Below are 17,194 nucleotides of genomic sequence, written 5' to 3'. Positions count from 1 at the left end.
TATCATCTCCTTTCTCCGCTGCCGTAGAGGTCGTGGTTCACCAGGGACGCATAGTAGCTGTCGATGGTGGCCGGAGCGTTATACAGAGCAGCCAGCAGATATTTCTTGATATTGCGGACATAGGTGGTGTTGTCCCGCATCCGGTCCAGCACATACTCGATGTGGGAACTGTTCAGCTTCAGAAATCGGGATTTGACCACCTCCGCCGGGTAGTCGTCCCCGGCAATGCGGATCGTCTCCCTGCGGGAACAGACGGTATCCACCATGAGCTCCACCAGCTCATTCAGCATATCCCGATCCAGCCGGTCATCCCGGCATAGATAGTCATACTCGATGTTCTCCAGAATCAGTTCCCGATAGCTCTCTCGCTCCCGCATCCAGTCCCGTCCGGTCCGGTTGGCCCCTGCGGGGGTTTGGGGGCTTGATTGGATTGGATTTGATCCTTCCGTACTTGATGAATCAGTATTTTGTTCTTCAGGATTTCTTTTCTCTTTATTTAATTGCGGCCGGTTTTCCAGACATGGGTTATCCATATCCGGGTTTTCCGTATTTGGACAAGCCGTATCCGGCTCATCCTCACACGGCTGGCCCGTGTCCGGGGGATGGGGTGTCTCGTAGATGACATACTCCACATCCACGATCTTGCCCTTGCTGTCCCGGAGCCGATTGCGGACTATGTACCCGGCCCGCTCCAGCTCCTTCAGGGCGGAACCGATGCTGTCCGTACCCTCCTTGCAGATTTTGGCCAAGCCTCTGGTGGTGTAGTTCCAGTCCTCTGGCAAGGACAGCATCATGGAGAGCAGCCCTTTGGATTTCAGCGACAGCCCCGCATTCCGCAGGTGGTGGTTGGACATCACCGTGTAGTCTCGGGTTTTTTCAATGCGAAATACCGCCATGTTATCACCTCCTTTCAGCGGTTTGGAAAAGTGTTCGTTTTTGGGAGAAAGGCGGTATCTATGCCGCCCGGATACCCCGGAGAGGAAAACCTATGGGCGGGGACTTCCGGCTGACTGTGGGAGAAAAAACATGGGATTTTCGACTCCTTTCGTGTCAGTTTTGACTTGGTAATCAGAATATCGTTGTGGTAATCTCAGAGCCAGAATAAATGATACAAAGATACAAATGGATATGAAAAAAGGCCATAGGACTAAACCTATGACCTTTAAACTGCTCTGTTCTTGAGATTTACAAGGAAAGTCGATTTATGTCAGAAATCAATACTCATAGAATTGAAATTTACCTGAATTGGATTTATACTTTAAAATGAAATTTACCCCAAAATAGATACAGAGAGGTAACAGCCATGAGCTCATTTTCGACAATAGCCTGCTATGCTGCTCTAAGTTCCTGTTCTAGAGAAGATATACTCCACGCTTATGCCAGAATGATTGCGGCTCTCATACAGAGAAATAGATACAAAACATGCGATATAGACACTCTATGTAAAGATTTCAAAGCCTATTATGGCTTTTCAGTTCCCTATCATCCAATGCAAACAATTCTTTCTACATGTATTAACTTTGGGTTTCTAACATATAATTCCTCTATACATCAGTTTGTCCCTGACTATGCCCATATTGATGAAGAGGACTTTATGGATATTGTTGAAAAAACAGACCAAAAATATCGAGAAATCCTTGCTCGATTCAAAGTTTTTTTGCAACAAGAGTATAACATCTATTCTTCTGATGAAGATATGGGTGACAAAATACTTGCATTTATTGAGCGATATGGCATTAAAACTAAAGTAGATAGAAGGGTGTTAAGAGAAGTCAAAGACGATTATTTGTTTGCAGCTTTTTTGGTCCATTGTGAAGAAACAGGTCAGGCCGACATTTTGGACTATTTGAACGATTATACCATTGGCCTAGCATTGTCGGAAGTCTTTGCATATTGTGAATCTCCTCAATCTTATACAGCTAAGGACGCATGTGTGTATTTGGATACTGGCTTACTGTTTAAGCTATTTGGTATTGATAGCTCTGACCGTGCTGATAGCTATGAACTATTTGTCAGAAATATCCAAAAACTAGGCATGCATGTCAAGGTATATGATCATACCGTTAGCGAAATGATCGGCATCATCGAAGGTTCAAAGTCGTGGATTAACAATCCCAATTATGATGCAACGCTTTCTTCTGAAGCAACTTATTTCTTTGTACGCAATCAGTGGAGCATAGATGAAATTGATGAGTTCTCTTGTAATGTACGAACTCGCTTAAAAGAAGATTTTAATATCGTTATAGACAATATGCCATATCCCAAAGTGGAAGATATACAGACTCCGACAGAAGCAATTATTAAAGAAATGATTGTCTCGGAATACAAAGAATCGAACCCTGATGTCCAAATTGATGATAAGGATTATAGTATTAACCAAGATGCTAAATCCATTTTCTTTACTCAACATAAAAACAATACAGTTGTTCCGTATCATCTAAATGAGGTCAAAAACATTTTTATCACCGGAAATAGATCATTGGCACGGGTTGGATATAAGATTTCTCTAGAATTTGCTGGATCAAAGGATTTCTTTATACCAACCGTTATGACCGACATTAAATGGGGAACTCTTGTCTGGTTTAATAGCCCGTCTACACTATCTTCGATTAATAGGCCCCGGCTGGTTTCTGCTGCATATGCTGCATTTCGACCTTCTAATGATGTTACAAAAAAATTAAATGATGCGCTAATAAAGTTGGAGAAAAAAGGTGATATTACTCCGGAGCAATGCTATTTCTTGAAAGTTAGCCCTGTTGCTCAAAGAATTCTCGGAAAACTAACGGCAAATGCTTCTGATAAGATTATAGACTCCACACCGCTAGAAATTCTAAAGGAAATTCGTCAGAGTGCATATACGGAAGGAAGCATATCGCGCCAAGAAGAAATTGATAATTTAACAAGGAAAAACGAAACGGCAGAGTTTGAACTTGCAAAAGCTAAACAACAAAGGATTATTTTTGAGTGCCAGCGGAATGTTGAGGTATTAGAGAAAGATAGAACGGACGTAAAGAAAGAGATAGAAGATGTTTCTGAATTTCTGAGTGAACAAGATCAGGTAAAAGATGCAATTGATAAGTCTGTCAACAAACAAATTTTAGGGTTAAAAATAATAATAACAATAGCATCGTTAATAGCAATAGGACTTGCAGTTTACATTGGCACAAATTATTCTGAAGTATTAGGCATTATTACGGCTGTAATTTCAATATTCATAATAATTTTGACGATTTGGAATAAAGACGAAATCAAAATTCTTTCTCTAATATCAAAAGCGAGAAAAGCACTGTTTAACCGCCAAGCGAATTTGCGGCGCTATTCAGCGGAAAAGGTGGAATATGCTGTGCGCCAAAAAGAGAGTGCCGAAGAAAAACTTGCACTCATAGAAGAAAAATTAAGAGCGGCTCGCAGAGAGTTACATCAAGAAAGCGCAAAACTTGATAGATTTTCTGCAGATATTTCAATACTGCAAAGCTAAAAAACCAGGTCCTTTTAAATTGTCTACTATATTAAATTGCCGCAGACTAACAGCCTGCGGCAGTTTAAGCACTTATTCCGTTTCGTCGTCCAGCCCCTCTGCCTTTAGCCAATCCTCAAAGGACTTTCTGGAGATGCGAATCATGTTGCCGATGCGGATTGTCTTGAACGCTCCGGAGTTGGCTAGTTTATAGGCCGAGGCGCGGCCGATACCGAGAATGGCTGCGATGTCATTCACGGTGTATGTTCTGCTTTGGGGCATCCCTTTTTCGTTGGTGCTCATAAAATGATCCTCCCTTGCTAATAGCATTTTCAAACGGCCCCTGGAAGCCCTCTGTCACAAGGGGTTCCTGCTAATACCTTGCTAATACGACATTTGAAAAGCCGTTGTAAGGCAGCATATTTCAGGGGAATTTGTGCAAATTGACCTGCCTCCAGGCAGCACAATTTGCGAAGAAACAACACGGGAAGATATGATATGAACAATTTACGAAATGGTACGCCGTACTCCTAAGCGGTAGGCCACCAGTTAGAGTCTGGTCAGGGGTGCCAAGTCAGCCGCTGTAAGCCAGTTTTCGGCTTACAGCGGCCTTCTTATCCGTTCCACCGCATTCCAGCGGCTGCCAGGTGCCTTTCATAGCGCGGTCCCTGCAAAAACTCCGGCTGATGTGCGATCCGCAAACTGCTGGGGCATCCTCTCAGGCCGCCTCCAGGCGCTTTTATACCCTCGTCCTCCTGCCGTTCTGCTGGATGGCGGCCCTGCGGCACGCCGCTTCCCGGCACAAAAAAAGAGGCGCCCCCGGCTAATGGCCGGGGACGCCTTTTCACATCCAGCGGAGACGGTGCTCTGCCGGAAGATCAATTCAGCACTTCTCGAACACGGTGGCAACGCCCATGCCGCCGCCGATGCACAGAGTAGCCAGGCCCTTCTTGGCCTCGGGCCGCTTCTGCATCTCGTGCAGCAGGGTCACGATGATCCGGGCACCGGACGCGCCGACGGGGTGGCCCAGGGAGATGGCGCCGCCGTTGACGTTGACCTTGCTCATGTCAAAGCCCAGCTCACGGGCCACGGCGATGGACTGGGCGGCGAACGCCTCGTTGGCCTCCACCAGGTCGATATCGTCGATGGTCACGCCGGCCTTGGTCATGGCCTGACGGGAGGCGGGCACGGGGCCGACGCCCATGATCTTGGGATCCACGCCGCCCTGGCCCCAGCCGATCAGCTTGGCCATGGGCTTCAGGCCGTACTTCTCCACAGCCTCACCGGAGGCCAGCACCAGTGCGGCGGCGCCGTCGTTGATGCCGGAGGCGTTGGCGGCAGTCACGCGCTGCTGACCCTTGTCGTCGGTCTCCTGGATGCCGGTGGGCTCAAAGGTGTGGACCACCTGGGGATTGGGGGACTCGGGGCCCACGGGGAAGGCGCCCTTCAGCTTGGAGATGCCCTCGGCGGTCACGCCGGCACGGGGGAACTCGTCCACCTTGAACTCCACGATGTCCTTCTTGACCTTCACGGGCACGGGGACGATCTCAGCCTCGAACTTGCCAGCCTTCTGGGCGGCCTCGGTCTTCTGCTGGGAGGAGGCGGCGAACTCGTCCATCTCCTTGCGGGTGATGCCCCAGATGTCCGCGATGTTCTCAGCGGTGGTGCCCATGTGATAGTTGTTGTAGGCGTCCCACAGGCCGTCCTTGATCATGGTGTCGATCATCTGGGTGTGACCCATCCGGGCGCCGTAGCGGCCGGTGGGAACGGCGTAGGGAGCGGCGCTCATGTTCTCAGTGCCGCCGCAGACAACCACGTCGGCGTCGCCGGCCAGGATGGAGCGGGCGCCCTCGATCATGGACTTCATGCCGGAGCCGCAGACCATGCCCACGGTGTAAGCGGGGACGGAATAGGGGATGCCGGCCTTGATGGAGGCCTGGCGGGCCACGTTCTGGCCCTGGGCGGCGGTCAGGATGCAGCCAAACATGACCTCATCCACCTGCTCGGGCTTCACGCCGGCACGGTTCAGAGCCTCTTTGATGACGATGGCACCCAGATCGACGGCAGGGGTGTTCTTCAGCGCGCCGCCGAAGGAACCAATCGCGGTTCTGCAGCAATTCACAACATAGAGCTCTTTCATGATCTTCCTCCGTTTTTATAAAAATATGGGATTGGCAGCTCCGACGGCTCTTCGTCAGGCGCTGCCGCAGACGCCAATCACAAGTTGAGGGTGGCGGCGAGAGTTTGTCAAAAGAAAAACATGATTGCCAAATTTTTGACAAATGCTCATACACCAACCGCTTGCTGATTTGATTATACTGGGTTTTTCCTGCCCCGTCAATGCAAATTTCTGTGAAATTCGAAAATTTGTTAAAACTTTATCAAAACCTCTGCGAATTTCGTCATTTTGCCAAAATTGGCACAAACACCCATCAGGCAACCTCTCCGCCGGAGGCATCCAGCTCCGCCCGGGCGGCGATGAGCTCGTCGTAAAACCGGCTCACATCCAGGTCCGCATAGGTGCGGGTGGTGGAGATGTCCGCGCTGTCCGCCGCAGCCTGGAGCAGGGCGTCGAAGTAGTCCGGGGCCACGGCCTCCAGGTCCACGTGCTTGCGCAGAATCAGGTAGAAGCCGTCATCCGCCTCCACCACGCCGCTGAACTGGCCCTCCTCCAGGGCCTGGGCCGCCTCCTCGCAGGCGGCGGGCAGCGTGCCGTCCCCCACAGTGAAGGTGTATCCGGACGGATGCTGGTCCCGGTCCGTCTCATCGCTGTAAGTGGCGGCCAGGACAGCAAAGTCATGGGCAGGGTCCGCGCTGCCGTTCAGCTTGGAAAAGGCCTCCTCCGCCCTGGCCCGGCAGGCGGCCACGGCCTCCGCGTCCGCCGGGTCCGCGGCGGCGGTGGAGAGCCAGATGTGGTCCACGGTGAGGTAGCCCTGCTCCTGGGCAAAGGTCTCCAGGTCATGCTCCGCGGGGGCCAGCTCGCTGCCCTCCGTGCAGTAGAGGTCGTACAGGTGCTCGTAGAGATAGTAGTCCCCGGAGATGGCCTCCGCTTCCGCCCGGTCCAGCCCCATGCGGGCCAGCACGGCCAGATAGGCCTCCTCCCCGCCGTACTGGGCCGCCCGGGCCGCCCACTCCCGGTCCATGGCAGTCCGGTCCTCGTCGGTGAGGGTGCAGCCGTAATCCTCCGCCCAGGTCTCCACTGTGGCGTACAGGGCGGCGTTCTGCAGCGCCTGGTCCTTGGCGTAATCCTCCAGGCTCTGGCCGGAGACAGTGTCCCCCCACTGGATCCCCTCCCCGCTGTCGTAGTAGTCGGCAATGTAGTCGCAGGCGTAGGCCAGCCAGTAGAGGTATCGCTGGGCGGACACGTCCCGCCCGTCCACGGACAGCAGCACAGTGTCCGGACGGATGCCGGACGCCTCGCAGAGAAGTCCCCCCTCTGTGTCTCCGCCCCCGCAGGCGGTGAGAGAGATGGCGGCCCCCAGGGCCAGGCAAAAAGCGATGCATCGTTTCATCACGGTTCTCCTTTGTCATTCCTCGCAGATTCCGTGGAAACGCCCCGCACAGGACAGGCGGGGGACGTCCCACCGCCACCATCCTATGCGGGGCATGGCAAAAACATGATGAAACTTACGGGGTCCCGCCCGCGGCCTCCTCCGCGGCCAGCTTCAGGTCCTCCACCAGGTCCCGGGCGGCCTCCAGCACATCCTCCCCGGGCTTGAGCTTCAGGGTGAGGGCAGGGATCTCCCCCGCCGCCAGCGTCAGCCGCTGGCGGTACTTGGCGTGGCCGCACACCGCCACCAGGGCCTGTGGGTGGAACACTCCCAGCTGCAGCCGCAGGAGGCTGCCCTTCTGGGAGATATCGGACACGCCGGCCTTGGCCGCGGCAGAACGCAGCAGGGCCACGTCCAGCAGGGCCAGAACGGACTTGGGCGCCTCGCCGTAGCGGTCCAGCATCTCGTCCAGCAGATCCGAGGCGTCCTCGTCCGTGCGGATGGCGGCGATGCGGCGGTACAGGTCCATCCGCTGTTCCGCCGAGGGGACGTACCGGTCCGGGATATGGGCGTTCACCGTCAGGTCGGCGGCACACTCCGTCTCGATCCGCTTCTCCTCGCCACGCTCCTCCAGGACGGCCTCCTCCAGCAGCTTCAGGTACAGGTCGTAGCCTACGCTCATGAGATACCCAGACTGCTCCGGCCCCAGCAGGTTCCCCGCGCCCCGGATCTCCAGGTCCCGCATGGCGATCTTGAAGCCAGAGCCGAACTCCACATACTCCCGGATGGCCGCCAACCGCTTGGCGGCGGTCTCCTGCAGCACCTTGCCCCGGCGGTAGGTGAGATAGGCGTAGGCCCGCCGGGCGCTGCGGCCGATGCGGCCCCGGATCTGGTGGAGCTGGGCCAGCCCCATCTTGTCCGCGTCCTCGATGATGAGCGTGTTCACGTTGGGGATGTCGATGCCGGTCTCGATGATGGTGGTGCAGACCAGGATGTCCGCCTCCCCGTCCACCATGGCCTGCATGACGGAGGACAGCTCCTGCTCCGTCATCTTCCCGTGGCCGGTGACGATACGGACCTCCGGCCCCAGCATCTTCTGGAGCCGGGCGGCGGTGGCGTCGATGCTCTCCACCCGGTTGTGGAGGTAGTATACCTGGCCGCCCCGGCCCAGCTCCCGGCGGACGGCATCCTCAATGATGGCCCAGTCGTGCTCCAGCACATAGGTCTGCACCGGCTGCCGGTCCGCCGGGGGCTCCTCCAGGGTGGACATGTCCCGCAGGCCCGAAAGTGCCATGTTCAGCGTCCGGGGGATCGGAGTGGCGGAGAGGGTCAGCACGTCCACCTGGCGGCTCATCTCCTTCAGCCGCTCCTTGTGGGTGACGCCGAACCGCTGTTCCTCGTCGATCACCAGCAGGCCCAGGTCTTTGAACGCCATGCTCTTCTGCAGCAGCTTGTGCGTGCCGATCAGCAGGTCCACGCCGCCGTTTTTGGCGGCCTCCAGGATCCGCTTCTGCTCCCTGGCGGGGGTGAAGCGGGACAGCACCTCGATCTTCACCGGAAAGTCCCGGAACCGGCTGACAGCGGTGGCGTAATGCTGCTGGGCCAGGACGGTGGTAGGCACCAGGATGGCGGCCTGTTTCCCGTCCAGGATGCACTTCATCACGGCCCGGAGTGCCACCTCCGTCTTGCCGTAGCCCACGTCGCCGCATAGCAGCCGGTCCATAGGCCGTGGCTTCTCCATGTCCGCCTTGATCTCCGCGATGCACCGCAGCTGGTCGTCGGTTTCGGTGTAGTCAAAGGACTCCTCAAATTCCCGCTGCCAGGGGGAGTCCGGGGAGAAGGCGAAGCCCGGCCGCTTCTGCCGCTCGGCATACAGCGCGATGAGGCCCCTGGCCAGATCCTTGGCGGCCTTCTTGGCCTTGGTTTTCTGCCGGGTCCACTCGGCGCCCCCCAGCTTATTGAGCTTGGTGCGCTCGGTGTCCTCGCCTCCGCCGATGTACTTGCTCACCAGATCCAGCTGGGTCACGGGGACGTACAGGCAGTCCCCGCCGGCGTAGTCGATCTTGATGTAGTCCTTCTCCACGCCGTCCACCGGCATCCGCTGGATGCCCACGAACCGGCCCACGCCGTGGTGCTCATGGACCACCAGGTCTCCGGGGGACAGGTCGGTGTAGGACTGGAGCTTCTGCCGGTTGGAGTCCTTCTTCACCCGCTGGCGCTTGCGCATGGCCGGGGCCGTCAGCTGGCCCTCTGTCAGCACCGCCAGCTTCAGCGCCGGCCACTCGCTGCCAGCGGACAGGGCCCCCAGGGAGAGGCGCACCTCCCCCGCCGCAGGCATGGCGGCGCCGCTTAGATCCAGGGTGGCCGGGATGCCCTTCTCCTCCAGCAGCCGGTGGAGATTCTTCGCCCGGGTCTCCCCACCGCAGAGCACCAGCACCGCGCTGCCGGAGGAGCGGTAGTGCTCCAGATCCGTGACGGCGGTCTCCAGGCTGCCGCCGTAGGAGCTGAGCTGTTTGGCATTCATGGTCAGGAGGCCCCGGGGCCGCAGGGGGTGCCGGGAGGTGGGCAGAGAGTCCTCCAGGATCACGGGGAAGTCCTCCAGCGCGGCGTACAGTTCCTCGGCGGTGAGGGTCAGATGGGCGTACTCCCCCGCCAGCACCCCGGCGGACAGCAGCGCCTCCACGTCCTGCTTCTGCTGGAGGACCGTGTTCTTCACCCGCTCGTCCACCCGGCCGCTCTCACTGAGGAACACCACCGCGTCCGGAGGCAGGTAGTGGACCCCGGCGGTGACAGTCGGATAGATGGCTGCCAGATACCGGTCCGCCGCCCCCGGGGCCGCGCCGCTGCGCAGCCGCTCCGCGTCCTCCCGCAACGTCTGGACGATGGCCTCCGTCTTCTGCTTTTTCGCCAGCTTCTCCGCCAGGGCGGTCAGCTGGTCCGCAAGACCGGGCAGGCCTCCGGGGGCGCAGTGGGGCAGCACCTCCGCCGCCGGCAGGATCCGGGCGGAGGACACGTTCCGGGTCCGCCGCTGGGTGCCGGGGTCGAAGGCGCCCATGGAGTCGATCTCATCGTCAAAAAACTCGCACCGCACCGGCTGGTCCATCAGGGGAGAGAACACGTCCAGAATGCCGCCCCGCAGGGCGAACTGGCCCACGCCCTCCACCTGCTCGCACCGGGTATACCCGGCGGAGAGCAGTTGCTCCGCCAGCGCGCCCAGCTCTGCCTGCCCCCCCACCTCCAGGGTGATGGCCAGGGACCGCAGGGTCTCCGGCGGCAGGGTCCGGGCCATGAGGCCGTCCGCGGTGGCCACCACCACCGGCGCGTCCCCCTGGGCCAGGGCGTACAGCGCCGCCAGACGGCTCCGCTCCCAGTCCCGAGAACCCACGGCCCCGGGGCGGAACTGCCACTCCCGGCCAAGCAGGGTCACGGGGCGGCGGCCCGTCAGGGTCTCCAGATCAGCGGAGAGGACCTGGACCTCCCGCTCGTCCCCGCAGAGGAACACCGCCGGACGGCCGCAGGCTGCCGCCACCGCCGCGCCCACGCAGGCCCGCTGCACCGGCTGGAGGCCGCTGACCGCCGCGGGACAGCCGCCCTCCTCCACCCGGCGGATCAGCTCCGCCGCCTCGGGGATAGTCTGCAATTGTCTCAGAAACTGTTCCATAGGATGTGGTCCTTGTCAACATGAAAAATTGGGAAGACTCTCTGGGCGCCGGGCCGCTTCCGGGCGCATGGCCCGGTGGGCGTTCTCCGCCCGGCGCCTGTTTGGAGGCAGGGGCTGTAAAGCGGATGGACATGATTCTCCCACCCAGGTCATATCCACCGGCACGATCCGGGAAAATGGATCCGTCCTTAGTGTATTCCCCTTTACCGGGCGCCATGCCCGGCGGCAAAAAGAGGCGCGGCGAGCCGCCCTATTGGACGGCCCTCATTCAATTGAAGTCATTCATGGCCTTCTGACAGCCATGTTCAATGATACATTCCGCCGCGTCGATGGCCCGGCGGAAGCTCTCCACCAACACCTTCCGCTCCGCCTGGGAGGGCACGCCGATGACCCAGTCGATCATGTCGCCCCCTTCGCCCGGCGCGCCGGTGCCGATCTTGATCCGGGGGAAGTCCTGGGTCCCCAGGTGGGCAATGATGTTCTTGATGCCGTTGTGCCCCCCAGCGGAGCCGGTGGGCCGCACCCGCAGCTTCCCCACCGGCAATGACACATCGTCATAGATCACCAGCACGTGGTCGGCAGGGATCTTGTAGAACTGCACTGCCTCCCGCACCGCCTCGCCGGAGAGGTTCATATACGTCTGGGGCTTCATCACCAGGCACTTGGACCCGGCGAAGGGGATGATGTTATAGGCGGATTTGAACTTGACCTTGTTCAGCTTCACCCCCGCCTGCTCCGCCAGCAGGTCCACGGTGAGAAAGCCCATGTTGTGGCGGGTGTGCTCATACTTGGCCCCGGGATTTCCCAGGCCCACCACCAGCCAGTCCACGGCGGCGGATTTGGCGCCTAACAGCATGAAAAAAACTCCTTTGCAACGTCAGCCAAGGCGGGAAAGTTCCCTTCCCCGCCTTGACCAGTCCATTATTGATACGCAGAAATGCCGGAGCTCCGCCGCTTCTCAGCGGAACAGCTTGGAGATGGAGATCTCCTGGTAGATACGCTCGATGGCCTCTGCAAACATGGGGGCCACCTGCAGGTATTTGATCTTGCTGCTCTTTTTGGGATCAATGGCGGGGATGGTGTCCAGCAGGGCCAGCTCGGTGATGACGCTGTCGTTGATCCGGTCAATGGCCGGGCCGGAGAGCACGCCGTGGGAGGCGCAGGCCTGGACGCTCTTGGCGCCGCCCACCTCGATCAGGGCCTTGGCGGCGTTGCACAGGCTGCCGCCGGTGTCCACCATGTCGTCGAAGAGGATGCAGTCCTTGTCCCGCACGTCGCCGATGACGTTCATGACCTCGCAGCTGTTGGCCTTCTGCCGGCGCTTGTCCACGATGGCCAGATTCATGTGCAGCTTCTGGGCAAAGGCCCGGGCCCGGGACACAGAGCCCACGTCGGGAGAGACCACCATCATGTTCTCGCACTCGGAGCCGTACTTCTTGGCGTAGTAGTCCACAAAGATGGGGTTGCCCGCCAGATTGTCCACAGGAATGTCGAAGAAGCCCTGGATCTGGGAGGCGTGCAGGTCCATGGTCAGCACCCGGTCCGCGCCCGCGGCGGTGAGCATGTTGGCCACCAGCTTGGCGGTGATGGGGTCACGGGCCTTGGCCTTGCGGTCCTGCCGGGCATAGCCGTAGTAGGGGATGACCGCGGTGATGCGGCCGGCGGAGGCGCGCTTCAGTGCGTCGATCATGATGAGCAGCTCCATGAGATTGTTGTTCACCGGGGTGCAGGTGGACTGGACCACGAACACGTCGCTGCCGCGGACCGTCTCGTACAGGGAGACGAAGATCTCCCCGTCGGAGAAGGTACCGACCTCCGCCTCGCCCAGTTTGGTTCCCATCAACTTGCAGATCTCCTCCGCCAGCTTCGGATTCGCGTTGCCGGAAAACACCTTGATGTCCTTGCCGTGAGAAATCATTGTTTGAACGCCCTCTTTCTATGTTCTGAATGTTCTTGGTTTCTGTCAGTAGGATCGATCAGCCGAAGGAGCATCAGTGCTCCTGCCCGTACAGCTTCCGCCGCCGTTTGGCCCACCCCTCCTTGTTCTCCTGCTTGGCCCTGGCCACGGCCAGCGCGTCCGCGGGCACATCCTTGGTGATGGTGGCACCCGCCGCGATATAGGAACCCGCGCCCACAGTCACCGGCGCCACCAGATTGGTGTTGCAGCCGATGAAGGCGCCGTCCTCAATGGTGCAGCGGTACTTCTTCACGCCGTCATAGTTGGTGGTGACGGTGCCGCAGCCGAAGTTGACCTTGCGGCCCACGTCGCTGTCCCCCACATAGGTCAGGTGGGAGATTTTGGTGCCGTCACCGATGGCGGAGTTCTTCACCTCCACAAAGTCGCCCACCTTGATGTCATCCCCGATGGCGCAGCCGGGGCGCACGTAGGCAAAGGGCCCCACGTGGGTGCGGCTGCCGATGGTGCTCTCGTTCACCTGGGAGGCATTGATCTCTGTCTCATCGCCGATGACGCAATCCCGCACCACGGCATTGGGACCGATGGTGCAGCCGCAGCCGACGGCGGTCTCCCCCCGCAGGATGGTGCCGGGCAGGAGCATGGTCCCCCGGCCGATGGTGACCCGGGGGTCGATATACACCGCGTTCGGGTCCAGCACCCGGACGCCGGCGCGGATGTGCCGCCGGACGATCCGCTCCCGGAGCAGGGGCTCCAGCTCGGCCACGGTCTCCAGACTGAAAACCGGCACCCAGCCGGGGATCAGCTCCGCCGCGGAGACGGCATTGGTCATCTTCTCCTGCCAGACCGCCTGGAGCTCGTAGCCGGCGGCGCCGTAGACAAAGCCGGGGCCCGCCTCCTCCATGGGAAGGGCGGCCCGGACAAACACGGCCACCGGGTCCGGCGTGTTCAAAAAGTCCAGCAGCTCGCTGTGCTGCTCAGAGATGGTCACGTCTGCGTCCTCCGGGAAGCAGGCGCGGACCTCCTGGGCAAAGCGGGGGCTGGAGACAGCAAAAAACCGCTGCACGCCGTCGGCCAACAGCTTGTCACTCATCCATTTTAGGATCGGGCAAAATAACACGGCTTCCAGCATCAGCGGTTTGGAGTGCGCCGGGAGGGAGGAGTCCTCTTCCAGAAAAAACACGGCGCGCTGCGGAAAATCCATGGGTTTTCTCCTCCTTGTTCGTTCGTATTTTTTATTATAACAAATATCTTGGGAAAATCCAGTATTTCCGGCGAATTTATAAAAGAAATTTCCTCCAGATTTTTCTTGTACAGGGACGTTTTTTTGTGGGAGACAACAGATCCGCTCCTGCGGCGCCCCCTCCTTCTGTCATTTCCGGCATTTTGCAGAAATCCAGCCGGATTTGTCGTGATTTTTTCTAAAAATCCGGTTTTCTTCACACATTACAGTTGAATTTGCCGGGGCGACGCGGTACAATGTGTTTTGACTGCATGAAAAGAGGGGGACAGCTGTCTATGCTTCATATCGTACTGGTGGAGCCGGAGATCCCACAGAACTGCGGCAATGTCGCCCGCACCTGCGCCGCCACCGGCAGCCAGCTGCACCTGATCCGCCCCCTGGGCTTCGACATCTCGGAGAAGGCCGTCCGCCGCGCTGGCCTGGACTACTGGAACCTGGTGGAGGTTTTTGATTACGAGAATCTGGAGGACTTTTTCCGCCGCCGCCCCGAGGCGGAGCGGGACCTGTGGCTCACCACCACCAAGGCGCCCCGGTCCTATCAGGAGGCCCGGTTCACCGCCGACAGCTGGCTGTTCTTCGGCAAGGAGACCGCCGGACTGCCTCTGGCTCTCCGGGAGCGGTACCGGGACCGCTGCGTCCGCCTGCCCATGGTCAGCGAGGCCCGCAGCCTGAACCTGAGCAACACCGTGGCCGTCTGCGTCTACGAGGCGCTGCGGCAGAACGGGTTTCCGGGCCTGCTGGGAACCGGCGAGATGGCCTGGGGCTGAGCCCCGCCGGGCGGCGCCGATTCCGCTGGGGAGGCCCGGCTGCTTTTGCAGGGCGCGGAGCGGCCTTGCATTGCAGGGGGGGCGGCCGGGGGTGAATTTCCATCCTTCGGTCCATACTAGTCCCTGAACGCGCTGACACCGCCGCCGAACGCCTCTGCGGCTTCGGCTGCGTTGGAATGAATCATGAGGAATCCAATGGAACGAGATCAGATAGGAGGACATCTCAGATGAATACCCATAAAAAGACGGTCCGGGATGTGGAGGTACGGGGCAAAAAGGTCCTGCTCCGCTGCGACTTCAACGTCCCCCAGGACAAAGAGACCGGCGCCATCACCAGCGACAAGCGCATCGTGGCGGCGCTGCCCACCATCCAGTATCTGCTGGAGAATGGGGCGGCGGTCATCGCCTGCTCCCACCTGGGCAAGCCCAAGAACGGCCCCGACCCCAAGCTGAGCCTAGCCCCGGTGGCGAAGCGCCTCAGCGAGCTGCTGGGCCGGGAAGTGATCTTCGCCCATGACGTAGTGGGCCCCGACGCCCAAACCAAGGCGGCCGCCCTGCAGCCGGGACAGATCCTGCTGCTGGAGAACACCCGCTTCGAGCCCGGCGAGACCAAGAACGACCCGGAGTTGGCCAGGAAGCTGGCCGACATGGCGGATCTGTATGTGTCCGACGCCTTCGGTGCCGTGCACCGGGCCCACGCCTCCACCGCCGGCGTGGCGGCGTACCTGCCCGCCGTCTCCGGCTTCCTGATCCAGAAGGAGCTGGAGTTCCTGGGCGGTGCCATCGCCGATCCCAAGCGGCCCCTGGTGGCCATCTTAGGCGGCAGCAAGGTCTCCTCCAAGATCGGCGTCATCAACAACCTGCTGAACATCGCCGATACCATCATCATCGGCGGCGGCATGGCCTATACGTTCTCCGCCGCCCAGGGCGGCAAGGTGGGCGACAGCCTGCTGGAGGCCGACTGGGAGAGCTACGCCAATGAGATGGTGGAGAAGGCAAAGGAGAAGGGCGTAAAGCTGCTGCTGCCGGTGGACACCGTCTGCGCGGACGCCTTCGCCCCCGACGCCAAGAGTCAGGTGGTGAAGGCCGGGGAGATCCCCGACGGCTGGCAGGGCCTGGATATCGGTCCGGAGACGGTGAAGCTGTACTGCGGCGCCGTGGCGGACGCGGGCACCGTCATCTGGAACGGCCCCATGGGCGTCTTTGAGTTCCCGGCCTTCGCCAAGGGCACTGAGGCTGTGGCCGAGGCCCTGAGCCGTACGGACGCCATCACCATCATCGGCGGCGGCGACAGCGCGGCGGCTGTGGAGCAGCTGGGCTACGCCGACAAGATGACCCACATCTCCACCGGCGGCGGGGCCTCCCTGGAATTCCTGGAGGGTAAGGAACTGCCCGGCGTGGCCTGCCTCCTTGATCAGTAAGCTGCTGTGCCGCCGATCCACCGTTGCGGCATTGCGTTTCCCGGTTCCTCCCGGAGCCGTCAATCGCGCCGCTGGAATTTTTGGAGGGCAAAGAGCTGCCCCGCGTGGCCTGCCTCCCGGATGCTTAAAGAGGGGGACTGTGTCCCCCCTTTACATTCCTCCTCACCAATCTGCGGACTGGTGACACCGCCCAGGGCGGCTGAGGCAAAGTATTTTCGCCACGCACGCCCTGAGGCGAAAATGAATTTGAATGTTGCGGCCGCTTGCGGCGGCCGCGCCGAATCCGTCCCCAAACGCGCTTCATTTGACTTGACAAACGGGCTGGAATTCTGTATAAAAAAAAGGGCCTTTCGGGGAAAATGCCCTGGAAACGGCCAAAACCTGCGCATCAGATCGCGGAGAACGCGATTGCGGATAGATGAAGACATAAAGGAGAAGAGATCACCATGAATCGCAGATATCGCAAAACGGTTATCGCCGGAAACTGGAAAATGAACATGACCGCCACTGAGACGAAGAAATTCGCCGAGGAACTGAAGAAGATCATGCCCCGGGCCAAGTGGTGCGACACCCTGATCTGTGTCCCTGCCTGCAACATTCAGACCGCCGCCAAGGCGTTCAAGGACCTGCGGATCTCCGTGGGCGCCGAGAACGTGTACTTTGAGGAGAAGGGCGCTTACACCGGCGAGATCTCCGCCGACATGCTGAAGGATCTGGGCGTGAAGTACGTCATCGTGGGCCACAGCGAGCGGCGGCAGTATTTCTGCGAGACCGATACCACCGTCAACAAGAAGGTCCACGCCGTGCTGAACGCCGGCATGAACCCCATCATCTGCGTGGGCGAGAGCCTGGAGCAGCGGGAGACCGGCATCACCGACGAGTGGATTGCCCTTCAGGTGAAGAGCGCCCTGTACGGCGTGCCCGCCGACAAGCTGCGCCGCTGCATCATCGCCTATGAGCCCATCTGGGCCATCGGTACCGGCAAGACCGCAACTGCCGAGCAGGCCGGCGAGGTCTGCACCAACATCCGTGCCACCATCCGCAGCCTGTACGGCGCCCGGGTGGCCCGCAGCGTCACCATCCAGTACGGCGGCTCCATGAACCCCAAGAACGCGGCGGAGCTGCTGGCCCAGCCGGACATCGACGGCGGCCTGATCGGCGGTGCCGCCCTGAAGCCCGACCAGTTCGTGGACATCATCAACGCAGCCAACCAGGAGTGAGCTCCGGCAGAGCGGTTTT

The 17,194-nt window shown here is 59.4% G+C and carries 13 protein-coding genes; 4 read left to right on the top strand and 9 right to left on the bottom strand.

Annotated features, from left to right (window positions below):
* Positions 1-2 precede the first annotated feature (2 nt).
* On the bottom strand, positions 3-896 hold the full coding sequence (locus tag EIO64_RS11950) for a DUF6017 domain-containing protein (RefSeq protein ID WP_136891396.1): 894 nt from the start codon (positions 894-896) through the stop codon (positions 3-5).
* 698 nt (positions 897-1,594) lie between these two features.
* Between EIO64_RS11950 and EIO64_RS11945 the strand changes: the two genes are divergently transcribed.
* Complete coding sequence (locus EIO64_RS11945) at positions 1,595-3,478, top strand: coiled-coil domain-containing protein (protein WP_136891395.1); 1,884 nt, start codon at positions 1,595-1,597, stop codon at positions 3,476-3,478.
* Positions 3,479-3,550: 72 nt separating this feature from the next.
* On the opposite strand, the gene EIO64_RS11940 is transcribed toward EIO64_RS11945, so the two are convergent.
* The 8 genes from EIO64_RS11940 to EIO64_RS11905 all read right to left on the bottom strand — a co-directional run bounded on the left by EIO64_RS11940 (position 3,551) and on the right by EIO64_RS11905 (position 13,967).
* Positions 3,551-3,760 (bottom strand): helix-turn-helix domain-containing protein, encoded by a 210-nt coding sequence (locus EIO64_RS11940; RefSeq protein WP_136891394.1) that lies wholly within the window; start codon positions 3,758-3,760, stop codon positions 3,551-3,553.
* Between the two features lie 580 nt (positions 3,761-4,340).
* Positions 4,341-5,597, bottom strand: coding sequence for an acetyl-CoA C-acetyltransferase (locus tag EIO64_RS11935; protein WP_021751364.1), 1,257 nt, complete (start codon positions 5,595-5,597; stop codon positions 4,341-4,343).
* A gap of 292 nt (positions 5,598-5,889) precedes the next feature.
* On the bottom strand, positions 5,890-6,969 hold the full coding sequence (locus EIO64_RS11930) for a peptidylprolyl isomerase (RefSeq protein WP_119310449.1): 1,080 nt from the start codon (positions 6,967-6,969) through the stop codon (positions 5,890-5,892).
* Between the two features lie 115 nt (positions 6,970-7,084).
* Entirely contained in the window at positions 7,085-10,609 is a 3,525-nt protein-coding gene (mfd, locus tag EIO64_RS11925; RefSeq protein WP_119310448.1) for a transcription-repair coupling factor, read from the bottom strand.
* A gap of 268 nt (positions 10,610-10,877) precedes the next feature.
* Complete coding sequence (pth, locus tag EIO64_RS11920) at positions 10,878-11,465, bottom strand: aminoacyl-tRNA hydrolase (protein ID WP_136891393.1); 588 nt, start codon at positions 11,463-11,465, stop codon at positions 10,878-10,880.
* A 102-nt stretch (positions 11,466-11,567) separates the two neighbouring features.
* Entirely contained in the window at positions 11,568-12,527 is a 960-nt protein-coding gene (locus EIO64_RS11915; RefSeq protein ID WP_021748686.1) for a ribose-phosphate pyrophosphokinase, read from the bottom strand.
* A gap of 73 nt (positions 12,528-12,600) precedes the next feature.
* A complete protein-coding gene (locus tag EIO64_RS11910; protein ID WP_249390665.1) occupies positions 12,601-13,617 on the bottom strand; it encodes a glucosamine-1-phosphate N-acetyltransferase in 1,017 nt (338 codons plus the stop codon).
* 38 nt (positions 13,618-13,655) lie between these two features.
* Entirely contained in the window at positions 13,656-13,967 is a 312-nt protein-coding gene (locus EIO64_RS11905; protein WP_145985041.1) for a hypothetical protein, read from the bottom strand.
* 75 nt (positions 13,968-14,042) lie between these two features.
* Between EIO64_RS11905 and EIO64_RS11900 the strand changes: the two genes are divergently transcribed.
* From EIO64_RS11900 to tpiA, 3 genes are all read left to right on the top strand, one after another.
* A complete protein-coding gene (locus EIO64_RS11900) occupies positions 14,043-14,534 on the top strand; it encodes a tRNA (cytidine(34)-2'-O)-methyltransferase (protein ID WP_119310447.1) in 492 nt (163 codons plus the stop codon).
* A 227-nt stretch (positions 14,535-14,761) separates the two neighbouring features.
* Complete coding sequence (locus tag EIO64_RS11895) at positions 14,762-15,955, top strand: phosphoglycerate kinase (RefSeq protein ID WP_119310446.1); 1,194 nt, start codon at positions 14,762-14,764, stop codon at positions 15,953-15,955.
* 446 nt (positions 15,956-16,401) lie between these two features.
* The gene (gene tpiA / locus EIO64_RS11890; protein ID WP_021748680.1) at positions 16,402-17,175 is read left to right on the top strand and encodes a triose-phosphate isomerase; all 774 of its coding nucleotides are present in this window, start codon (positions 16,402-16,404) and stop codon (positions 17,173-17,175) included.
* Positions 17,176-17,194: the final 19 nt, after the last annotated feature.

The organism is Dysosmobacter welbionis (assembly GCF_005121165.3).
GTDB classification, from domain to species: domain Bacteria; phylum Bacillota; class Clostridia; order Oscillospirales; family Oscillospiraceae; genus Oscillibacter; species Oscillibacter welbionis.
The sequence above is the reverse complement of the archived record's forward strand: the minus strand, read 5'-3'. Positions and strand labels throughout refer to the sequence as shown.